Source organism: Lonsdalea britannica, from assembly GCF_002111595.1.
Lineage (GTDB): Bacteria > Pseudomonadota > Gammaproteobacteria > Enterobacterales > Enterobacteriaceae > Lonsdalea > Lonsdalea britannica.
This window is the reverse complement of sequence record NZ_LUTN01000031.1, coordinates 1-15,398: the sequence shown is the minus strand read 5'-3', so window position 1 is coordinate 15,398 and position 15,398 is coordinate 1. Positions and strand designations below refer to the sequence as shown.

At 54.3% G+C, this 15,398-nt stretch carries 16 protein-coding genes and 2 pseudogenes; 6 read left to right on the top strand and 12 right to left on the bottom strand.

What is annotated here, in order from left to right; translation table 11 throughout:
* Positions 1-42: 42 nt before the first annotated feature.
* Positions 43-615 carry a D-glycero-beta-D-manno-heptose 1,7-bisphosphate 7-phosphatase gene (gmhB, locus tag AU509_RS17295; RefSeq protein ID WP_094118892.1) on the bottom strand — a complete coding sequence of 191 codons (573 nt, stop codon included), beginning with the start codon at positions 613-615 and terminating at the stop codon, positions 43-45.
* Between the two features lie 182 nt (positions 616-797).
* Here gmhB and metN point away from each other — a divergent pair, with 182 nt between their 5' ends.
* From metN to proS, 6 genes are all read left to right on the top strand, one after another.
* On the top strand, positions 798-1,829 hold the full coding sequence (gene metN, locus AU509_RS17290) for a methionine ABC transporter ATP-binding protein MetN (protein ID WP_094118891.1): 1,032 nt from the start codon (positions 798-800) through the stop codon (positions 1,827-1,829).
* Positions 1,822-2,475 carry a methionine ABC transporter permease MetI gene (locus AU509_RS17285; RefSeq protein ID WP_094118890.1) on the top strand — a complete coding sequence of 218 codons (654 nt, stop codon included), beginning with the start codon at positions 1,822-1,824 and terminating at the stop codon, positions 2,473-2,475. Before metN ends, AU509_RS17285 begins: the two co-directional genes overlap by 8 nt.
* Before the next feature lie 64 nt (positions 2,476-2,539).
* Positions 2,540-3,355: a MetQ/NlpA family lipoprotein gene (locus AU509_RS17280; protein WP_085653438.1), complete on the top strand. Its 816-nt coding sequence runs from the start codon at positions 2,540-2,542 to the stop codon at positions 3,353-3,355.
* A 113-nt stretch (positions 3,356-3,468) separates the two neighbouring features.
* Positions 3,469-3,879: an Rcs stress response system protein RcsF gene (rcsF, locus tag AU509_RS17275; protein ID WP_085653439.1), complete on the top strand. Its 411-nt coding sequence runs from the start codon at positions 3,469-3,471 to the stop codon at positions 3,877-3,879.
* Positions 3,876-4,583 carry a tRNA (N6-threonylcarbamoyladenosine(37)-N6)-methyltransferase TrmO gene (tsaA, locus tag AU509_RS17270; protein WP_094118889.1) on the top strand — a complete coding sequence of 236 codons (708 nt, stop codon included), beginning with the start codon at positions 3,876-3,878 and terminating at the stop codon, positions 4,581-4,583. Before rcsF ends, tsaA begins: the two co-directional genes overlap by 4 nt.
* Positions 4,584-4,699: 116 nt before the next feature.
* Positions 4,700-6,418 (top strand): proline--tRNA ligase, encoded by a 1,719-nt coding sequence (proS, locus tag AU509_RS17265; protein ID WP_094118888.1) that lies wholly within the window; start codon positions 4,700-4,702, stop codon positions 6,416-6,418.
* Positions 6,419-6,502: 84 nt separating this feature from the next.
* Here the strand turns inward: proS and rpoS are convergent, their stop codons facing one another.
* The 11 genes and pseudogenes from rpoS to cysD all read right to left on the bottom strand — a co-directional run.
* Complete coding sequence (rpoS, locus tag AU509_RS17260; protein ID WP_085653442.1) at positions 6,503-7,495, bottom strand: RNA polymerase sigma factor RpoS; 993 nt, start codon at positions 7,493-7,495, stop codon at positions 6,503-6,505.
* Positions 7,496-7,548: 53 nt separating this feature from the next.
* Positions 7,549-8,661, bottom strand: coding sequence for a murein hydrolase activator NlpD (nlpD, locus tag AU509_RS17255; RefSeq protein ID WP_085653443.1), 1,113 nt, complete (start codon positions 8,659-8,661; stop codon positions 7,549-7,551).
* 256 nt (positions 8,662-8,917) lie between these two features.
* Positions 8,918-9,544, bottom strand: coding sequence for a protein-L-isoaspartate(D-aspartate) O-methyltransferase (locus tag AU509_RS17250; RefSeq protein WP_085653444.1), 627 nt, complete (start codon positions 9,542-9,544; stop codon positions 8,918-8,920).
* A gap of 108 nt (positions 9,545-9,652) precedes the next feature.
* Complete coding sequence (gene truD, locus AU509_RS17245; protein ID WP_085653457.1) at positions 9,653-10,702, bottom strand: tRNA pseudouridine(13) synthase TruD; 1,050 nt, start codon at positions 10,700-10,702, stop codon at positions 9,653-9,655.
* On the bottom strand, positions 10,702-11,199 hold the full coding sequence (gene ispF, locus AU509_RS17240) for a 2-C-methyl-D-erythritol 2,4-cyclodiphosphate synthase (protein WP_085653445.1): 498 nt from the start codon (positions 11,197-11,199) through the stop codon (positions 10,702-10,704). The genes truD and ispF overlap by 1 nt, the downstream gene beginning before the upstream one ends.
* Before the next feature lie 17 nt (positions 11,200-11,216).
* Positions 11,217-11,935: pseudogene (gene ispD, locus AU509_RS17235) on the bottom strand (2-C-methyl-D-erythritol 4-phosphate cytidylyltransferase).
* Positions 11,936-11,937: 2 nt separating this feature from the next.
* Positions 11,938-12,276, bottom strand: a complete 339-nt coding sequence (gene ftsB, locus AU509_RS17230; protein WP_094118887.1) for a cell division protein FtsB — start codon at positions 12,274-12,276, stop codon at positions 11,938-11,940.
* Between the two features lie 182 nt (positions 12,277-12,458).
* Entirely contained in the window at positions 12,459-12,626 is a 168-nt protein-coding gene (locus tag AU509_RS18855) for a DUF3561 family protein (RefSeq protein ID WP_254901616.1), read from the bottom strand.
* Between the two features lie 223 nt (positions 12,627-12,849).
* Positions 12,850-13,431, bottom strand: a complete 582-nt coding sequence (gene cysC, locus AU509_RS17220) for an adenylyl-sulfate kinase (protein ID WP_254901617.1) — start codon at positions 13,429-13,431, stop codon at positions 12,850-12,852.
* A 43-nt stretch (positions 13,432-13,474) separates the two neighbouring features.
* A pseudogene (cysN, locus tag AU509_RS17215) lies at positions 13,475-14,900 on the bottom strand (sulfate adenylyltransferase subunit CysN).
* A gap of 11 nt (positions 14,901-14,911) precedes the next feature.
* Positions 14,912-15,398: sulfate adenylyltransferase subunit CysD (gene cysD, locus AU509_RS17210; RefSeq protein WP_139824074.1), on the bottom strand; the 487-nt coding region annotated here is incomplete at its 5' end.

The following is a 15,398-nucleotide window of genomic DNA, read 5'->3' as shown; positions in this document are numbered from 1 at the left end:
CCCCTTTTTTAATCTTTTTTACTATCCGCCTACTTTTACGTCTCAATGCCTGTTTTTTATGCTTTTTATGGCTTTTGGCAGGTCTGCCAGGCTCTCTATTACGCAATCAGCCAGGTTTTCGCCCTCTTCCGTGACCGGTTTACCGGTACGTACGAGAACTTTAGTGCCTACCCCTGCGGCTGCGGCTGCCTGCATATCTTCTACTTTGTCACCCACCATATAAGAAGAAGCCATGTCGATGTGCAGATGTTCCTGCGCAGACTTGAACATGCCCGGCTGCGGTTTACGGCAGTCACACGTTTGACGATACTCCTCTTCCGAACCTTCAGGATGATGCGGACAGAAATAGATACCATCCAGATCTACCCCGCGATCGGCCAACGACCAATCCATCCATTCCGTCAGCTGCATAAACTGGTCTTCGGTGAATTTACCGCGCGCGATACCCGACTGATTGGTGATCAGCACCAAGGCGAACCCCATGGATTTGAGCTCACGCATTGCTTCAATCACGCCATCGATAAACTGAAACTGATCGATTTCGTGTACATAGCCGTGATCGACGTTAATCGTACCGTCACGGTCGAGAAAAATTGCTGGAACGCTGGTTGCCACTTTACTTTGCTCCCGATACAGAAAATTGCGCCGTAGTATCGCAGTTTTCACTGCTGGAGAGAATGATAGCAGAGTTACAATCTCGATTGACTTGGACGTCTAGACGCCTTAGCATCCCGACAACAAATAGTCAGTATAAGTAAGTGTTATTCATCGGCCCGCGGCCCCTATTGATAGAACTCATGATAAAACTTTCTCGTATTACAAAGACGTTCCAGCAAAACGGTCGAGCCATCACGGCGCTCGACGACGTTACGCTACATGTACCGGCGGGCCAAATCTATGGCGTCATCGGCTCTTCTGGCGCGGGTAAAAGTACCTTAATCCGCTGCATTAACTTACTGGAGCGCCCGACATCAGGCACAGTTCTGGTCGCTGAACAGAATTTGATGACATTATCAAGCAGCGAGCTGACTCAAGCTCGCCGCCAAATCGGGATGATTTTCCAGCATTTCAATCTGCTCTCGTCTCGTACCGTATTTGGTAATGTCGCATTGCCGCTGGAGTTGGATAACCTGCCGTCCGCCAAGATCAAACAGCGCGTCAATGAGCTGCTGGAGCTGGTTGGACTGTCGGATAAACACGATGTGTATCCCGCCAACCTCTCTGGCGGACAGAAACAGCGCGTGGCTATCGCCCGCGCATTGGCCAGCAACCCCAAGGTTCTGTTGTGCGATGAAGCCACCAGTGCACTGGACCCGGCCACCACTCGCGCTATTTTGGAATTGCTGAAAGATATCAATCGCCGTCTGGGATTGACCATTCTGCTGATCACCCATGAAATGGATGTCGTGAAGCGTATCTGCGATCAGGTCGCCGTAATTAGTGAAGGACGTCTGATTGAGCAGGACACCGTTGGGCAGATGTTCTCTCATCCCAAAACACCGCTGGCTCAGAAGTTCATCCACTCCACGTTACATCTGGATATTCCAGACGACTATGTCGCCCGCATGACGCCGGCACCCCGTGAAGGCAGCATTCCTTTACTGCGCATGGAGTTTACCGGCCAGTCTGTGGATGCTCCCTTACTGTCTGAAATCGCACGGCGCTTCAACGTAAACAACAATATTATCAGTGCGCAGATGGATTACGCAGGCGGGGTTAAGTTCGGCGTCATGCTGGCGGAAATGGCCGGCACGGAAGCAGAGACCACCGCAGCAATCAAATTCCTGCAAGATAACCATGCAAATATAGAGGTACTCGGTTATGTCTGAAGCCATGATGTGGTTAATGGCCCGCGGCGTGTGGGAAACAATAGTGATGACCCTAGTGTCAGGCTTTTTCGGCTTCGTACTAGGGCTGCCTGTTGGCGTTCTTCTTTATATAACGCGTCCGGGACAAATTATTGCCAATCCCAAACTTTATCGGGCGCTTTCAGCCATCGTGAACATCTTCCGTTCCATCCCCTTCATTATATTGCTGGTATGGATGATTCCGTTTACCCGAATGATTGTCGGCACCTCGATTGGTCTCCAGGCTGCAATCGTGCCGCTCACCGTGGGCGCCGCGCCGTTTATCGCCCGTATGGTGGAAAATGCGCTGTTGGAAATCCCCGGAGGATTGATCGAAGCCGCGCGGGCAATGGGTGCCACACCGATGCAAATCATTAAAAAGATCTTACTGCCTGAAGCTTTACCGGGCCTGATTAACGCTGCGACTATCACATTGATTACCCTGGTGGGCTATTCTGCAATGGGAGGCGCCGTGGGCGCAGGCGGCTTGGGACAAATCGGTTATCAGTATGGTTATGTCGGTTATAACTCCACGGTGATGAATACCGTATTAGTGCTGTTGGTTGTGTTGGTTTTTATCATTCAATTCTGCGGCGATCGCGCAGTACAGGCTGTCACTCGCAAGTAATTGTTCCATTGCCATGCACCTTGAAAGTGCGTGATAACAAGACTGTTAAGCAGAGGTAAGGAATATGGCTATTAAATTGAAATCTATCGCCGCAGTAGGCGCATTGGTCGGTGCTCTGGCGCTGGCAGGATGCGGACAAGAAGAAAAAGACCCTAACCATATCAAGGTTGGCGTCATTGTCGGTGCCGAACAGCAGGTCGCGGAAGTGGCTCAAAAAGTGGCCAAGGAAAAATACGGTCTGGATGTCGAGCTGGTGACCTTTAACGATTATGTCCTTCCCAACGAAGCGCTGAGCAAAGGCGATATCGATCTGAACGCTTTCCAGCACAAACCGTATCTGGATCAGCAGATCAAAGATCGCGGCTATAAACTGGTTTCCGTCGGTAACACCTTCGTTTACCCCATCGCGGGCTACTCAAAGAAAATCAAATCGCTGAACGAGCTGCAGGACGGCGCACAGGTCGCTATTCCTAACGACCCGACCAACCTGGGCCGTTCCCTGCTGCTGCTTCAGAAAGTCGGTCTGATCAAACTGAAAGACAATGTTGGACTGATGCCGACCTCACTGGATATCGTCGAAAACCCGAAACATGTGAAGCTGGTAGAACTGGAAGCGCCGCAATTACCGCGCTCGCTGGACGATGACCAGATCGCTCTGGCCGTTATCAATACCACCTACGCCAGCCAGATCAATCTGACACCGACTAAAGACGGATTGTTTGTAGAAGATAAAGACTCTCCTTACGTCAACCTGCTGGTGGCCCGCGAAGACAATAAAGATGCGGAAAACGTGAAGAAGTTTGTCAGCGCTTATCAGTCTGATGAAGTGAATCAGGCCGCATTAAAAACGTTTAATGGCGGTGCCGTCAAAGGCTGGTAAGTTTCTCATTGCATGAAACGATAAAATATCCTACTGACGGGCCTCGGCCCGTCTTGTTATTTTTCGCGTAGCTTGCTTCAATAAGCGCACTTATGAAAGCCAGAGGAAAAGCTATGCGTGCCTTGCCCATTGTCATGTTATCGCTGTCGCTGACAGGATGTTCTCTGCTACACAAATCGATTACACCCTCCACATCACAGCCCCAGACACCGTCATCCGTTGAAACAACACCTAAACCCAAACCGGCTCCCCCTGCTACGCCCGCCGTTCTGTATAAAAGCGCTGAAGAGCTGGTTGGAAAACCTTTCCACGATATGGGCGAAGTCTCCGGTTCCTCATGCCAGGTAACGGCTCAGGATCCCCAGCCCAGCATCGCCACCGCAAGAAAAAGATTACAAAGCCGGGCGACCAGCCTGAAAGCCAATGCGGTCCTGCTGCATGAGTGCCAGATTGTGAGCGATGTCGACAGCTGCTATCGCCAGGCCATCTGTGAAGGCACAGCGCTGAAAGTCTCCTCTCAATGAGCGAGTTCAGCTTCGATCAGATCGGTGTTATCCGTTCCCCGTATAAAGAGAAGTTTGCCGTCCCCCGACAGCCGGGCCTGATTGAAGATGGAGGAGGCGAACTGCACCTGCTGCCGCCTTATAACCAGCCGGAAGCCGTGCGCGGGCTTTCCGACTTCAGCCATCTATGGGTGCTATTTGTGTTTCATCAAACGGCGTCTGCTGGCTGGCGTCCCACGGTACGACCTCCTCGTCTGGGAGGTAATGCGCGCATGGGCGTCTTCGCTACCCGTTCGACGTTTCGTCCCAATCCTGTCGGGATGTCTCTGGTGGAACTGAAAGGCGTGCGCGCCGACAAGCACGAACTGGTGCTGGAACTCGGTAGCCTGGATCTGGTGGATGGCACGCCAGTCATTGATATCAAGCCTTACCTTCCCTTCGCTGAAAGCCAGCCACAGGCACAAGCCGGTTTTGCGCCCTGTGCGCCGGACGCAGATATGCCGGTAACATTTTCCCCACAGGCGGAACAACAGCTGATTGCATGGCACAATCGCTATCCTCATTTACGCCGTTTTATCACGCAGGTATTAGCGCAAGATCCGCGTCCGGCCTATCGCAAAATGAGCCACGATGAGAAGGAATATGCCGCGCTATTACTGGAATTCAACGTGCGCTGGAAGGTGACCGGCGGACAAACAGAAGTAATATGCCTGGATAGCCGTTAAAAAACGTCTGCATCTCTTTTGGGGAACGTTCCTCGCTGGTAAACTAAGCCACTTTTTATTTATGCTCAGGCCCCATCGGCCCACGCCATTTATCGTTCTTACGGAACTACAACACCATGCGTACAAGTCAATATTTGCTCTCCACTCAAAAGGAGACGCCCGCCGACGCCGAGGTTATCAGTCATCAGCTGATGCTGCGCGCAGGAATGATTCGTAAACTCGCCTCAGGTCTCTATACCTGGTTACCGACGGGTTTGCGCGTTTTGAAAAAAGTCGAAAATATCGTGCGTGAAGAAATGAACAGCGCCGGCGCCATCGAAATTTCGATGCCCGTTGTTCAGCCTGCAGACCTGTGGCAGGAGAGCGGTCGTTGGGAGCAGTATGGTCCCGAGCTGCTGCGCTTCGCCGATCGCGGCGAGCGTCCGTTTGTGTTGGGCCCGACGCATGAAGAAGTCATCACCGATCTGGTGCGTAATGAAATCAGCTCCTACAAACAGCTGCCGCTGACGTTCTACCAAATCCAGACTAAGTTCCGTGACGAAGTCCGTCCGCGTTTCGGTATTATGCGCGCACGCGAGTTCCTGATGAAAGACGCCTACTCTTTCCATACGTCTCAGGAATCCCTGCAAGCGACGTATGACGCTCTCTATTCGGCGTACACCAAAATCTTCAACCGGATGGATCTGAACTTCCGGGCCGTACAAGCAGATACCGGTTCTATCGGCGGCAGCGCCTCTCACGAATTCCAGGTCCTGGCCGCCTGTGGTGAAGACGATATCGTCTTTTCCACCGAATCGGACTTCGCCGCGAATATCGAATTAGCCGAAGCGGTCTCGCCGAACGTTGAACGCGCCGCGCCGACGCAGGACATGACGCTGGTAGAAACGCCCAACGCCAAAACCATCGCCGAGCTGGTCGAACAGTTCAATGTTCCGGTAGAAAAAACGGTTAAAACGCTGCTCGTGAAAGCGACAGAAGAAAGCGCTCATCCGCTGGTTGCCCTGCTGGTTCGCGGCGATCACGAACTGAACGAAGTAAAAGCCGAGAAACTGGAGCTGGTCGCCAGCCCACTGACTTTCGCCACGGAAGAAGAAATTCGCGCGTTAGTGAATGCAGGTCCGGGATCGCTGGGTCCAGTCAATCTGTCCTTGCCGGTCGTTATCGACAGAACCGTTGCCGTAATGAGCGATTTCAGCGCGGGCGCCAACATCGACGGCAAACACTATTTCGGCATCAACTGGGAGCGTGACGTCGCGCTGCCGCAGGTTGCCGATCTCCGCAAAGTGGTTGAAGGCGACCAGAGCCCGGACGGCAAAGGCACGCTGCAGATCAAACGCGGTATCGAAGTCGGTCATATCTTCCAGCTTGGCACCAAATACTCAGAAGCGATGAAGGCGACGGTTCAGGGCGAAGACGGCCGCAACCAGACGCTGACGATGGGCTGCTATGGTATCGGTATCTCCCGCGTGATCGCCGCTGCGATTGAACAGAACCATGACGATCGCGGAATTATCTGGCCGGACGTGCTTGCACCGTTCCAGGTCGCTATTCTGCCGATGAACATGCATAAATCCTTCCGCGTGAAAGAAGTCGCAGAACGTATTTACCAGCAATTGCGCGATAACGGCGTGGAAGTCTTGATGGACGACCGTAAAGAAAGGCCTGGCGTGATGTTCGCGGACATGGAGCTGATCGGTATTCCGCACACTATCGTGATTGGCGATCGTAACCTGGACAACGATGATATCGAGTACAAAAACCGTCGTCAGGGTGAGAAACAGATGATTAAGACCGATGAGGTGGTGGACTTCCTGCTCTCGCAGGTCGTGCGTTAATCACAATTACACGCCGGTTTCAGTCATAAAAAATGGTGGGTTGCCCCACCATTTTTTTATTCTCGTCACCGTGATAAGTGGTGATTATGCACGGAACAGCTCTTCAATATCGAGCCCCTGCGTTTGCAGGATTTCACGCAGACGGCGTAGTCCTTCAACCTGAATCTGACGCACGCGTTCGCGAGTCAGACCAATTTCACGACCTACATCTTCCAACGTGGCCGCTTCATAACCCAGAAGGCCGAAGCGACGAGCAAGAACTTCTCGCTGTTTTGCATTTAGTTCGAACAACCATTTAACGATATTTTGCTTCATATCGTTATCCTGCGTAGTGTCCTCAGGACCGTTGTCTTTCTCATCGGCCAGAATATCCAGCAACGCCTTTTCAGAATCCCCGCCCAGAGGCGTGTCAACGGAAGTAATACGTTCGTTCAGACGCAACATACGGTTCACGTCATCAACTGGTTTATCGAGCTGTTCGGCAATTTCTTCCGCACTGGGCTCATGATCTAGCTTATGGGATAACTCGCGTGCTGTGCGCAGGTAAACGTTAAGTTCTTTGACAATGTGAATCGGTAAACGGATGGTGCGGGTTTGATTCATGATCGCCCGCTCTATGGTCTGCCTGATCCACCAGGTTGCATACGTTGAAAAACGGAACCCTCTTTCGGGGTCAAACTTTTCAACGGCTCGGATCAGACCAAGATTCCCTTCTTCAATCAGGTCCAGCAAGGCTAGCCCCCGATTGTTATAACGACGGGCGATTTTCACCACCAACCGCAGGTTACTCTCGATCATACGTTTGCGTGATGATACGTCACCACGCAACGCTCGCCGGGCAAAATAAACCTCTTCTTCGGCGGTTAAAAGAGGCGAATAGCCAATTTCTCCCAGATAGAGTTGAGTAGCATCTAAAACACGCTGGGTGCTAACTTGTGACAATAACTCATCATCTAAAGAGTCATTGTCACTGGTTTCTTCCTCAGCCAGCGCTTTATCGTCAAATACGTCAAGCCCATTCTCGTCGAAATCAGTATCTTCATGTAACTCGTTAACTTTCAGCGTACTTTGGCTCATAAGCGGCTCCTACCCGTGATCCCTTGGCAGAATACCGAAGCACTCTGCCCGATTTAACGCTGCGGAATAAAACGCAGCGGGTTTACGGATTTCCCCTTGTAACGAATTTCAAAATGCAAGCGTACTGAACTGGTTCCGGTGCTACCCATGGTAGCTATTTGTTGTCCCGCCTTAACCTCTTGTTGTTCCCGGACCAGCATGGTTTCGTTATGGGCATAGGCGCTCAGGTAGTCATCATTATGCTTGATGATTATCAGATTCCCGTAACCGCGCAAAGCGTTGCCCGCGTACACCACACGCCCTCCGGCGGTAGCAACCACGGTTTGCCCACGTGAGCCAGCGATATCAATCCCTTTATTTCCCCCCTCAGAGGCTGAGAAATTATCTATGACTTTCCCATCTGTAGGCCAACGCCAACCAGTAATAGCGGCATTACTGCTGCTAGGTACCGGCGTTGGTTCGGTAGCAGGAGCGGAAACTGCAGCCCCTGTAGCAGGTAACATCTTACCCACATTCTGTTTACCCGAATTTGCAGAATACGCATTAGTTGAGGTGGAATCAACCTGTGAAGTTTGTATTTGCGTACTGTTCGACGGCAGAGAAACGCCTCCTGCCGCCGCATTCGCTGGAAGCATATGCCCACTGCGTGAACTGGAAGTGGTCATAACGGGGGCTGGCGGCACGCTGGCAACCGCCATACCCTGCCCTGCGCTGGTGTTCATATTGTTGCCCAACGCCAAACTCTGACCGACATTCAAACTGTAAGGTTCTGGGATATTATTGCGCTGCGCCAGCTCACGGTAATCATTACCCGTGATCCACGCGATGTAGAACAGCGTATCGCCGCGTTTTACGGTATAGGTGTTCCCGGTATAGCTTCCCTTGGGAATCGCGTCATAGCTACGGTTATAGACGATTTTACCGCCTTGCGAGGCAACCGGAGTGGAAGTGACCGGCGTGCTGACAGCAGCGACAGGTCGTGAGTTCGCCGATGAAGAGAGGCGTGGTGGTGACGCGATCGCGCCGCTACGGCCAGAGGCATTGCCACCATCGCCCACGCTGCTGATCGAGGCAGGCTGATCGTTACCGTCAGCGCAGCCCGCCAACCCCAGAGCAATTGCCGTACATACCGCGAGCTGACGCCAGTTCATCATTTGGCTCCCCATGCGCCGAATCCCCCTATGACCCAAAATTGACTCGTTAAATGTCGCTAGCTGTCTCAAAAATTGGCGATATCGCTAAGCTCAGGAACCCGTTGTTCCGTCGCAAACTCAGCAACGCGCCGCCGTGATCGTTATCGAAACGGACACCGACGGGCCACCCGAGACAGCACCATTCGTTGATGCTAGCAATATCAACAAATTAGTACCATAAGATAGTTGTATTGAAATTTTAAGGCGGGCACGCGCTCAGCACGAAGAATCAGGCCAATTCGCCTTTGACCAGAGGCACAAAGCGAACCCCCTCAACGGTTTGAATCATCAACTCGCCGTTGATGCGCTGAACTACTTTAAGCGTTTGCTGCTCTTCGCCAACCGGCAATACCATGATGCCGCCTTCATCCAGCTGTTCCATCAGAGCAACAGGAATTTCCGGCGGCGCAGCCGTAACGATAATCGCGTCGAAAGGCCCTTTGGACGCCCATCCCAACCAGCCATCACCATGCCGCGTGGACACATTATGCAGATCGAGCTGCTTGAGACGACGTTTAGCCTGCCACTGGAGTCCCTTGATACGCTCCACAGAGCACACGTGACGCACCATATGCGCCAGCACGGCAGTTTGATACCCCGACCCCGTACCTATCTCCAAAACCCGGGATACGGGCGTCAGACGCAGCAATTCGGTCATTCTGGCGACCATGTAAGGTTGGGATATCGTCTGGCCAGAACCTATGGGCAACGCCGTATTTTCGTAGGCTTTGTGTTCAAAAGCTTCATCGACAAAGCGTTCCCGCGGTACGGCGGCCATCGCCTGTAACAGGCGTTCATCCTTAATTCCCTGCTGACTCAACTGTTCCAGTAATGTCTGCACGCGTTTGTTCACCATTCCCCGCAAACCCCAGCTTTGGCTAACCTCATCAATGTTGTCTGTGCTGTTCGGACAGGGACTTCGCCCCTGTCACAGCGTAGTGATCTCCGTCGCGATCAAACACCGCTACATACCGCTGTCGAACGCCTGCTCTTCAACCTGCATCAGCTCGCGCACCACGCTGGTGGCATAACAGCCTGACGGCAACCAGAAACGTACGGTGACGACGTCATCATTCTGCCACGACCACGCCATGTGCTGCGGATACAATAAGATAGCCCTACGCGCTGGCTCCAGACGCTCCCGACGCAGCAGCGACAGCAATAATTCGTTATCTTCCAGAGTGGACGCTTCAAATGCCAGCGCATCGGCCTGTGTGCCCGGCTCCCCGTCGCCTGGCAGCGGCGCCGTCACCTGCAGTTCGTGTTCATCAACACGCCGTTGCAATGTCTCCAGCTCGTCTGGCTGTGCAACGAACCAGCTACCACGACCGGTCAACTGCAGCGCGTCTCCGTTCAAGACGGTTTTTTCCAGCTTTTGCGTCAAACGGGCGCTGGCGACACGGTTAAACAGCTCGCTACGACTGGCCGAAAGATAAAAACTGCGTTTACCGCGTTCTTTCACGCGAATCTCATTGTTCGCCCAGCGCCGAGCCTGTTCCAGGTTATTGCCGTTACGACCAAAACGCTGGCTGCCGAAATAGTTAGGGACGCCCTGTTCGGCTATACGTTGTAACCGCGTCTCGATTTCCGCTTTGTCGCTGATTTGGCGAAGCACCAGTGTGAAAGCGTTCCCCTGCAGGGCGCCGATGCGTAGTTTACGGCGGTGACGCGCCGTTTCCAGAATTTCGCAGCCTTCCAGCTCGAAGCTCCGCCAGTCTGGATCGGCTTTACCCGGCATATGCAGACCGAACCATTGTTCGGTCACGGCGTGGCGGTCTTTCAGACCCGCATAGCTGACTGCGCGAGCCGGCAGACGGGCAAACTTAGCCAACGCTTCGGCGACAAAGGACGTATTACAGCCCCGTTTACGTACTCGGACCAGCACATGCTCGCCATCGCCATCTGGCTCGAATCCGAGATCTTCAATCACCTCAAAGTCTTCTGCCGACGCTTTCAGTACGCCGCTTGCGACAGGCTTACCGTGCATCCAGTAGAGCTCGTTAGAGGTTTCCATCACCATGCCACCACTCCCGACGCATCGCTTTTCACCAACAGGGCCACCGCCTCACAGGCAATGCCTTCGCCGCGTCCGGTAAATCCTAGCTGTTCGGTGGTCGTCGCTTTCACGTTGACGTTATCCATATGGCACTGAAGATCTTCCGCCAGATTGACTCTCATTTGCGGAATGTGCGGCGCCATTTTTGGCGCCTGAGCGATAATGGTTACATCCACATTTCCCAGGCGATAACCTTTCTCAGCGATACGGCGCCAGGCTTCCCGCAACAGTTGGCGACTGTCCGCGCCCTTGAAGGCGGGATCGGTATCCGGAAACAGTTTACCAATATCGCCCAGCGCGGCGGCGCCCAACAGCGCGTCGGTGACGGCATGCAACACGACATCGCCGTCGGAGTGCGCCAGCAAACCTTGCGTGTAAGGAACTCTTACGCCACCGAGCACCAGCGGGCCTTCGCCACCGAATTTATGGACATCAAAACCGTGACCGATACGCATCGCACACGCTCCTTTATTTATACAATAGTTTGATTTTCAAGGTTACGAGTCAGATAAAACTCCGCCAGCGCCAGATCTTCCGGTCGGGTGACTTTGATATTATCCGCCCGTCCGCTGACGATCTGAGGATGGTAACCGCAAAACTCTAATGCCGACGCTTCATCGGTAATCTCCGCCCCTTCGGACAGCGCGCGTTCCAGACTGTCTTTCAGCAGCATCAGCGGGAACAGCTGTGGGGTCAGAGCATGCCAGAGCGCGTTCCGCTCTACCGTATGCTCAATATCGCCCTGCGCATTGCCGCGCTTCATGGTATCACGCACCGGCGCGGCCAGAATGCCCCCGACGTCGCTTTGCGAAGTCAGCTCAAGCAAACGAGACAAATCGTCTGGATGCAGGCACGGCCGAGCGGCATCGTGCACCAGTACCCACTCTACACCCTGGACCTGCTGCAAACCGGCCAGCACAGAGTCGGCTCTTTGCCGTCCGCCTTGCACGACCTGAATGCGAGGATCGGACGCCAGCGGCAACGTTTGGAAATAGTCGTCATCAGGCTGATCGCGATAATTGCCTTACAAATACGGGGATGCTGAAACAGCGCGTCCAGCGTATGTTCCAGAATCGTTTTGTTACCGATGTTCAAATATTGTTTCGGGCGATCGACCTGCATTCTGCTGCCGTTTCCGGCGGCAGGCAATACGGCGATCACTTCAGACAGGTCGTCCTTCGGAGTCAACATACCTAGCGTGGAGTCGAATAAGGGGAAGATTGAGGGGACGTAGAGGTCGAGTTGGCCTGATGGCCCGACTGGTTTGGCACCAGACGATAGAAGGATTCGCCGGGTTTAATCATACTCAGTTCGTTACGCGCGCGCTCTTCAATGGCTTCCTGCCCGCCATTAAGATCGTCGATTTCGGCGAACAGCAGTTCATTACGGGATTTCAACTTGGCATTGCTGGCCTGCTGAACGGCAACGCCGTCCTTCACCCGCACCAAATCGTGAATACCGTTTTTTCCCAGCCAGAGCGAATATTGCAGCCAGCCCAGAAGTACCAATAATAACAGCGTCAGTTTTCCCATCCCGCCCCCTGAAAAGCCGCCTAATCATCCCATAACTTTTATCAGGACTCCACTGTGCGGATGCAAATGCTGAATACAATCCGGCACAGGCACTCCAGAACACCGGACACAACGCGTCAGAAGGGAGGAAGGTTCCGGTGCCATGAGTCCGGCGCAGAGGCCGTCCGGCTATGAATAATAGCCTACCAGCCTGAAATTACCGAAAAGACCAGCCAGAAGCTAAACAGAACGGAACCGCCGCAGCACAGCAGCATCAGCACAACCCGACGCTGCCACAGCAGGCCAAACAGCATGCCCACCAGTACGCAGAGGAGCAATAACGCCAGAAATAGCGGCCAGGTATACAGCATGAGCAGCCGTGTGGCATCAAGCCGTACAGCCAGAAGGAAAGCGCAAACGCCAGCCAATAAAAACAGAAACCGGCTATCGCCCCGAGGCTGGGGTAAGACACCGGCGTTTCCTGCGAAGGTGGATGGATCTGACGATGCGGCAATAGCGTGACACGCTGTACTGTTTTTCCCATACGACTCGTGTTCCCGGCACAACGCGTTTTGGCAACGCTCAACAAGAATGTTAAGCGTCTATGATAGCCAGACGGCGCAGCATGGCTAACAGTTGAACGATCAAATCTGTTACTAATTGTTCGCCATCCAGATGGGCTTCCGGATGCTCGGGCGCTTCGTAGATCGAGTCGATCCCGGTGAAGTTGCGCAGCTCGCCTGCGCGGGCTTTCTTGTATAACCCTTTCGGATCGCGCGCTTCGCACACCGCCAGCGGCGTGTCCACAAACACCTCAATAAACTGCCGATCCTCAAGCAGATCGCGCACCATCTGCCGTTCGGCGCGATGCGGCGAGATAAACGCGGTGAGCACCACCAGACCGGCGTCCACCATCAACTTGGCGACTTCCCCAACGCGGCGAATATTCTCGCGCCGGTCGTCATCCGTAAATCCCAGATCGCGACACAAAGCATGCCGGACGTTGTCGCCGTCCAGCAAATAGGTGCTGACACCCGCGGCGTAGAGCGCCTGCTCCAGCGCCCCCGCCAACGTTGATTTCCCTGAGCCGGACAGCCCGGTAAACCAGATGACCGCGCCGCGATGACCGTGGCGACGCTCACGGTCCGCTCGCGTCACCGCGTGAGGATGCCACACCACGTTTTCATTCGCAGGCGGCAGGGAATGAGATTCGGACACCTTATTTCCCTCCCAGCAGATCGCGCGCACCCCAATGCGGGAAGTGGCGACGCACCAGGCGTTCAGCTCCAGTTCAAATGCGCTGTAAGCGCCGGGCTCTTCATAGGTCTGTTCAATACCTTCGCGTACCAGACCCGCGCCCACCGTCACATTGCTCAGGCGGTCAATAAAGATCATCCCGCCAGTGACGTGGTTGTGCGGATAGCGATCCAGCACCAACGGCTCGTCGAAAGTCAGCTCCACCAGTCCAATACCGTTCAACGGTAACGACTCGGTGACTCGCTGGGTCAGCGTGTTGATTTCAACCTGATACTGAATATTTTCGACTCGCGCCCGCGTTTTTTTGCCCGCGATCTTGATGTCGTAGCTCTGCCCGGCGACCAATGGCTGTTCCGCCATCCACACCACATCCACCTGCGCGCTCTGCACCGCTTCCAGCGTTTCTGCATGGTCCACGATCAGATCGCCACGGCTGATATCAATTTCCTTTTCCAGCACCAGCGTCACCGCTTCGCCGACCTGCGCCTGCGGCAGATCGCCATCAAACGTCACGATACGAGCGATGGCGGATTCCACGCCGGAGGGCAGCACCTTCACGCGCTGGCCGACGTGAACCACGCCGGACGCCACCGTCCCCGCGTAGCCACGGAAATCCAGGTTAGGCCGGTTGACATACTGCACCGGGAAACGCAGAGGCTGCGACAAGCTGTGCGGTGCGACATCCACCGTCTCAAGCACTTCCAGCAGCGTAGGGCCGCTATACCAGCTCATCTGCGTGCTGGCCGTCGCCACGTTATCCCCTTCCAGCGCGGAGAGCGGGACGAAGGTCACGTTGAGATCCGCCGGCAGCTGCTGTGCAAAGTCCAGATAGTCCTGCTTGAACTGTTCGAAGACCGACTGCTGATAGTCGACCAGATCCATTTTGTTGACCGCCACCACCAGATGACGGATGCCCAGCAGTGTCGCGATGAAGCTATGACGACGAGTCTGATCCAACACGCCTTTGCGGGCATCGATCAGCAGAATCGCCAGTTCACAGGTGGATGCGCCCGTCGCCATGTTACGCGTGTACTGCTCATGCCCAGGGGTGTCGGCAATGATGAATTTACGCTTTTCGGTAGAGAAATAGCGGTAGGCGACGTCGATGGTGATCCCCTGCTCGCGCTCAGCCTGCAGGCCGTCGACCAGCAGCGCTAAATCCAACTTTTCACCCTGTGTCCCCAACCGTTTGCTGTCGTTGTGCAACGTAGACAGCTGATCTTCGTAGATCTGACGGGTATCGTGCAACAGGCGGCCAATCAGGGTGCTTTTACCGTCGTCGACGCTGCCGCAGGTCAGGAAGCGCAGCAGGCTTTTGTCCTGTTGTGCGAGCAAATAGGCTTCGACTCCGCCTGATCGGCGATCTGTTTGGCAATATCATGATTCATGCAGCAACTCCTCAGAAATATCCCTGACGCTTTTTCAGCTCCATCGACCCGGCCTGATCGCGGTCGATCATCCGTCCCTGACGCTCGCTCGTGGTGGAGACCAACATTTCCTCGATGATCTCCGGCAGAGTCTGCGCCTGCGACTCGACCGCGCCCGTCAGCGGCCAGCATCCCAGCGTGCGGAAACGCACCATGCGCTGGGTAATGGTTTCACCCGGCTGCGGTTCGAAGCGGTCGTCATCGACCATCATCAGCATACCGTCACGCTCGACCACCGGGCGCTCTGCGGCCAGATACAGCGGAACGATGTCGATGTTTTCCAGGAAGATATACTGCCAGATATCCAGCTCCGTCCAGTTGGACAAGGGGAACACGCGGATGCTTTCGCCCTTATTGATCTGGCCGTTGTAGTTACGCCATAGCTCAGGGCGCTGGTTTTTCGGATCCCAGCGATGGAAGCGGTCGCGGAACGAATAGATACGCTCTTTGGCGCGCGAT